Genomic DNA, 5097 nt, shown 5'->3' on the forward strand with positions numbered 1-5097 from the left:
CACGCCCACCGGTCCGACCCCGACGCCCGCGGGCGAGGCCGGCCCGGTCCCGACGCCCGCAGCCACGGCCGACGTCGAGGTGGTCGCCGCGACCGCGACGCCCGGCGTCACCGGGCCCGCCGCGCCCACCCCGACCGAGCGCTCCGAGGTGCTGTCGGCCGGCGCCGACGACACGACCCCGACCGCACGTGCGCAGGCGCACGCGCAGGTGCACGGAGCGACGCAGGAGCGTTCCGAGGTCCTCGCGGCGACGGGTGCCCGCACGGGTGCGCTGCTCGCGGCCGGTGCGCTCGCGCTCGGCCTCGGCGCCGGACTCGTGACGTGGCGGCGCCGACGCGCCGCCGGTGCCTGACGTGGCCGCCGACGTGCGACGCCCGCGCCCGGGTGAGCCGTGCCGTCCCGAGCGCCGACGACCGGCGGGCCGTCGGGGCTGACCCGCACGGCTCGACCTTCCCGCCCGCGACCACGAGGCGCCGGGTCGACCGCACCCGGCGTGGTGGTGCACCGCTCTTTCCGGGCACCAGCACAGCGCTGTGCGGCGTCGCGGCGGCCAGGCCGCCGCGGCACGGCGCACGCCGGCTCGCACCGACGCCCGGCGGACGCGTCACCCGGTCAGGGTTCAGGCGTCGGCGTCGGTCGGGTTGCAGCGCGTGGCGATCAACGTGCCCGTCCCGACCTCGGGGCGCCACGGCTCGAGGTTCCACGACGCCTTGTCGGGGGCACCGAGCACGTGGCACCACAGCTGCGCCCGCATCGTCGCGGTCGCGGCCTCGGGCTCCGCGGCCTCGAGCTGCGACGCGAGAGCCTCCTGCGCCGCGAGGCTGCCGCCGCGCACCCACGGCGCGGGGACGACCGCGAGCGAGCGCCCGCCCTCGGCCTCGCCCCACGTCGCCGAGGTGAGCGCACCGGTACCCACCTCGAACGACACCGTGCCGCTCGCGGCGGCGGCGCCCGCGGCGGGGTCGACGTGGAGGGCCAGCAGGTCACCCTCGACCCGCCACGCGGCGGCCGCGCCGTCGGGGCCGGTCGCACGCCCGAGCGCGGTCACGACGGCGCCGCCGGCGTCGCGCAGGACCGCCGAGGCGTCCGCGAGCAGCTCGACGGCGCCCCCGTCGGGCGGCGCGACCCGCGCGCGCACGCCGGCCGCGCCGTCGGACCCCGCGGCGTCGGGCCCCGCCGCGGCGATCGTGTACGTCGCGGCCCCGTCGTCACGCTGCTCGACGCCGACGTCCGCACCCTCGGGCACCGGCAGCACGCTGCCACGCGTGGGCGGGTCGCCCAGGGGCAGTCCCGTCGCACGGACGGCTCCCGCGTCGAGCGCTGCGGGGGACGAGGTCGAACCGGTCTCGGCAGCGCCCGTCGGCGCGCCCGTGCCGGGCTCGGCGGGCCGCGGCGCGTCGGTCGTGCACGCGGCGGTGAGCAGCAGCACGGCGACCGCCGTCGTCACCCGCCACCGCCGCACGCCCACGGCACGCGAGGCTACGTGCCCGCGCCCGGTCCGTGCACGGTCGGGGTGTGCGGCGTTCCGGCCGTGAGGCGGCCGCAACGCCGCACAACCCCGTGGCGCGCAGGACGTCAGGCGCCCTGCCGGACCACCTCGAACGGCGCGCGCCCGCCGATGCGACCCTCGATGCCCGCCGTGACGAACGCCTTGGCCGCCGTCACCGCGTCCTCGACGTCGGCGCCCTTGGCGAGCTCGGCGGTGATCGCGGCGGCGAGCGTGCAGCCCGCGCCGGCGACGCGCTCGCGCCCGACCTTCGGCGTCCGCAGCACGGTGACCTCGTCGCCGTCGACGAGCACGTCGACCGCGTCGTCGCCCGGCAGGTCGACCCCGCCCTTCGCGACGACGACGCGCGGGCCCAGCTCCTGGATCCGGCGCGCGGCCTCGGTGAGCTGCTCGACCGTCTCGATCGACGCCATGCCGGACAGCGCGTGCGTCTCGAACAGGTTGGGCGTCACGACCGTCGCGAGCGGCACGACCTGCTCGCGCAGCGCGTTGTCGGTGTCGAGCGCCGCACCGGGCTCCTGCCCCTTGCAGATGAGCACCGGGTCGAGCACGACGTGGCGCCACTGCTGCCGGCGCAGGCCCTCGGCGACGACGTCGATGGTCGCGGGCGTGCCGAGCATGCCGATCTTGACGACGTCGAGGTCGTAGGCGGCCGTCGCGGCCTCCATCTGCTGCGCGATGACCTCGGCGGGCACGGGGAAGAACCGGTGGTTCCAGTCGTGCGCGGGGTCGAACGACACGAGGCAGGTCACGGTGCCGAGCCCGAACGTGCCGAGCTGCTGGAACGTGCGCAGGTCCGCCTGGATGCCGGCGCCGCCGGTGGCTTCCGAACCGGCGATGACGTAGGCGAGGTCGACCACGAGGGGCTCCTGTCGGGTGCGGCGAGGGGTGAGTGCGAGGACCAGCCTCGCACGTCGGGACCCGCGCGCGGGACGGTCGTCCGACGACTCGGCCGGACGCCGGTGCGTCACGGCAGGTCGGCGCCGACCAGCGGCCACCAGTGCCGCTCGCGCAGCACGCACGCGGGGTCGCTGACGTCGACCCACGTCCCCGCGCCGCGGGGGTCGCCGTCGGCGCGCCACACCGTGAAGTGCGCGAGCGGCACCGGCCACGGGTAGCCCTCGTCCGGCGTCGCGACGACGTTGCGCACGTACCCCACGGGCACGGGGCGCGCGCCCGGCCCCAGGAGGTCCCGCGCGAGCGCCGCCGCAGCGGCGGACCCGTCGGGGTCGCCCACCGCGACGGCGCGCGTCGGCAGGTCGACGCGGCCGTCGTCGCGCGGCACGCACAGCACCGCGCCGCCGCGCCGCACGAGCAGCCGGACCAGCCCGGCGGGCACGGGCGCGACCGACGACCGCACGACCTCGGCGCGACCGCCGGGCGGCAGCCAGGGCGCGTCGGGCGTCGACCGCAGGACCGTCTCGGGCACGCGGCACGGTAGCGCGCCGCGCGCCCCACGCGGGTCAGCCCTTCAGGTGCTTCTCCGGCACGGGCGCGTCTCCGCTCGCGCGCTGCGCCCGCAGGTACGCGCGCGCCTCGTCCTGCCGCTGCGCCTCGGCGCCCGACGCGATGGGTGCGCGCAGGTGCTCGGGCCCGTAGCCGAACGCGTCGACGAGGTCCTGCGCGTGCGGGCGCAGGCGCTCGAGCAGCCGCTCGATGTACGAGGTCACGGTGCGCGCGCGGCCGGCGGACAGCCGCCCGTGGATGAGGTACCAGGCGAGGTTCCGCTCGACGAGCGTCAGCCCGAACAGGTCGCGCACCCACGTGAGCACCTGCCGCGTCCCCGGGTCCTCGACCCGCGCGAGGCCGCGCGTGAACGCCTCCCACTGCACGCGCTCGGCGTGCGCGCGCGCCGCCTCGATGAGCTCGTGCTGGTGGGCGTCGAACAGCGCGGTGGCCTTCTCGGGGCTCATCCGGCGCGCGGGCGCGAGCGCCTGCGCGAGCTGCGCGACCATCGCCTCGACACGGTCGGTCAGCAGCTCGCGCTGCGTCGCCTCGTCCCGCAGCTGCCCCACCGAGCGGCGCGCGTCGCCGCGGTCGCCGAGGGTCTGCACGGCGCGCACGAGCGGCGTGCGGTGCAGCGCGGCGTCGGTGACCTTGTCGACGACGAACCGTGCGAGGTCGCCGCGGTCGGACTGCAGGGCCTTGAGCGACGCCGCGTAGTCACCGAGCAGGCGCTTGGCGACCAGCTGGTAGAGGACCGTGTTGTCGCCCTCGAACGTCACGTACACGTCGAGGTCGGCGTGCAGGCCCGTGAGCCGGTTCTCGGCGAGGAACCCCTGCCCGCCGCACGCCTCGCGCGCGGTCTGCACGGTGCGCAGGGCCGCCCACGTCGACGTCGGCTTGAGCGCCGCCGCGAGCGTCTCGAGGTCCTCGCGCTTCTCGGGCGTGTCCCCGCGGCCCGAGAACACCTCGTCGAACGCGGCGAGCAGCTCCTCGTGCGCGAACGTCGCGGCGTACGCCTCCGCCACCAGCGGCAGCAGGCGGCGGCGGTGCTGCCCGTAGTCGAGCAGCACGACCTCGTCGGCAGTCCCCCCTGCGAACTGCCGGCGCTGGTTGGCGTACGTCACGGCGATCGCGAGCGCCATCTTGCTGGCGTTGGCGGCCGCGCCGTCGAGCGAGACGCGCCCCTGCACGAGTGTCCCGAGCATCGTGAAGAACCGCCGCCCGGGGCTCGCGATCGGTGACGAGTACGTGCCCTCGGGCGCGACGTCGCCGTACCGGTTGAGCAGGTTCGTGCGCGGCACGCGCACGTGGTCGAAGTGCAGGCGCCCGTTGTCGATGCCGTTGAGCCCGCCCTTGACGCCGTCGTCCTCACCGCCGACGCCCGGCAGGAACTCGCCGGTCCGGGGGTCGCGGATCGGGACGTAGAACGCGTGGACGCCGTGGTCCACGCGCGGCTGCCCCGGTGCGGCGGTGATCAGCTTGGCGAAGACGACGGCCGCGGTGCCGTGCAGCGCGGCGTTGCCGAGGTAGTCCTTCCAGGCGCCGCGGAACGGCGTGTGGATGACGAACTCCTGCGTCTGCGGGTCGTACTCGGCGGTCGTGCCGATCGACGCGACGTCCGACCCGTGGCCCGTCTCGGTCATCGCGAACGCGCCCGGCACCTGCAGGTGCATCGCGTCGGGCAGCAGCGTGTCGTGGTGGTGCTCGGTGCCCAGGTGCAGGATCGCCGAGGCGAACAGGCCCCACTGCACGCCGGCCTTGATCTGCAGCGACGGGTCCGCGGCGACGAGCTCCTCGAACCGCGCGAGCGAGCCGCCGTGGTCGTCCGCGCCGCCGTGCCGGGCCGGGAAGGCGCGCAGCACGTCGTGCTCCGACTCGAGCCGCCGCAGCTGCGCGAGCACGCGCTCGCGGTGCTCGGCCACCGGCTGGCCCTCGATCTTCTGGAAGTCCGGGTCGGCGACGATCGCGCGCGCCGAGCGGCGCAGCTCCGCGTACCGGCCGAGCAGCAGGTCCTCGAGCGCGGCGACGTCGACGCGCGGGTCGGCGGCGGCCGGGCGGGCGGGGGGGCGGTCGGTCGTCGTCGGCATCGCTGCTCCCTGGGGGTGGGGTCGGCATCGTCGCCGGCTGTGGGGTGGTGCGCCGCC

5 protein-coding genes are annotated in these 5097 nt (G+C 76.9%); 1 reads left to right on the forward strand and 4 read right to left on the reverse strand.

Annotated elements, in window-relative coordinates; all coding sequences use genetic code 11:
* Window positions 1-352: LPXTG cell wall anchor domain-containing protein (locus tag ATM99_RS17255; RefSeq protein WP_150118350.1), on the forward strand; the 352-nt coding region annotated here is incomplete at its 5' end.
* A gap of 267 nt (window positions 353-619) precedes the next feature.
* Here ATM99_RS17255 and ATM99_RS17260 read toward each other — a convergent pair.
* The 4 genes from ATM99_RS17260 to ATM99_RS17275 form a co-directional block, all read right to left on the reverse strand.
* On the reverse strand, window positions 620-1468 hold the full coding sequence (locus ATM99_RS17260; protein ID WP_062104048.1) for a DUF2599 domain-containing protein: 849 nt from the start codon (window positions 1466-1468) through the stop codon (window positions 620-622).
* A 107-nt stretch (window positions 1469-1575) separates the two neighbouring features.
* Entirely contained in the window at window positions 1576-2367 is a 792-nt protein-coding gene (gene thiD, locus ATM99_RS17265; protein ID WP_062104049.1) for a bifunctional hydroxymethylpyrimidine kinase/phosphomethylpyrimidine kinase, read from the reverse strand.
* Between the two features lie 107 nt (window positions 2368-2474).
* Window positions 2475-2936 carry a hypothetical protein gene (locus tag ATM99_RS17270; protein ID WP_062104050.1) on the reverse strand — a complete coding sequence of 154 codons (462 nt, stop codon included), beginning with the start codon at window positions 2934-2936 and terminating at the stop codon, window positions 2475-2477.
* 34 nt (window positions 2937-2970) lie between these two features.
* Window positions 2971-5040, reverse strand: a complete 2070-nt coding sequence (locus ATM99_RS17275; protein ID WP_062104051.1) for an acyl-CoA dehydrogenase — start codon at window positions 5038-5040, stop codon at window positions 2971-2973.
* Window positions 5041-5097: the final 57 nt, after the last annotated feature.

It is taken from the genome of Cellulomonas sp. B6 (assembly GCF_001462455.1).
Lineage (GTDB): Bacteria > Actinomycetota > Actinomycetes > Actinomycetales > Cellulomonadaceae > Cellulomonas.